The 604-nt window shown below is 54.1% G+C and carries 1 protein-coding gene; it reads right to left on the reverse strand.

Features of this window, described 5'->3' with window-relative positions:
- Positions 1–11: 11 nt before the first annotated feature.
- A partial coding sequence (locus tag K0778_RS26995) for a DDE-type integrase/transposase/recombinase (protein ID WP_153520383.1) occupies positions 12–604 on the reverse strand: 593 nt, incomplete at its 5' end.

The raw sequence follows: 604 nt of genomic DNA on the forward strand, positions 1-604 counted from the left end.
TGGATTTGCCCCTATATTTCCAGACACCTGTTATCACTTAACCCATTACTGGCCTGCTGCCGCAGATATTCCCGTGGCGAGCGATAACCCAGTGCACTATGCGGATGCCATTCGTTATAATGCTCGAACGCCTCTGCAAGGTTCTTTGCTGCCGTTAACCCGTCTGGTTTAGGCATGATACTGATGTAGTCACGCTTTATCGTTTTCACGAAGCTCTCTGCTATGCCGTTACTCTCCGGACTCCGCACCGCCGTGTTCTTCGGTTCAAGCCCCAACATCCGGGCAAACTGCCGTGTTTCATTAGCCCGGTAGCATGAACCATTATCCGTCAGCCACTCTACTGGAGACGCCGGAAGCTCGTTGCCGAAGCGGCGTTCCACCGCTCCCAGCATTACGTCCTGTACTGTTTCACTGTCGAAGCCGCCCGTAGTGACTGCCCAGTGCAGTGCCTCACGGTCACAGCAGTCCAGCGCGAACGTGACTCGCAGTTTTTCTCCGTTATCACAGCGGAACTCGAACCCGTCAGAGCACCATCGTTGATTGCTTTCTTTCACGGCCACTTTGCCAGTATGTGCCCGTTTCGATGGCGGTACAGCGGTTTTTC

The organism is Escherichia sp. XD33 (genome assembly GCF_019375075.1).
Lineage (GTDB): Bacteria > Pseudomonadota > Gammaproteobacteria > Enterobacterales > Enterobacteriaceae > Enterobacter > Enterobacter flexneri_A.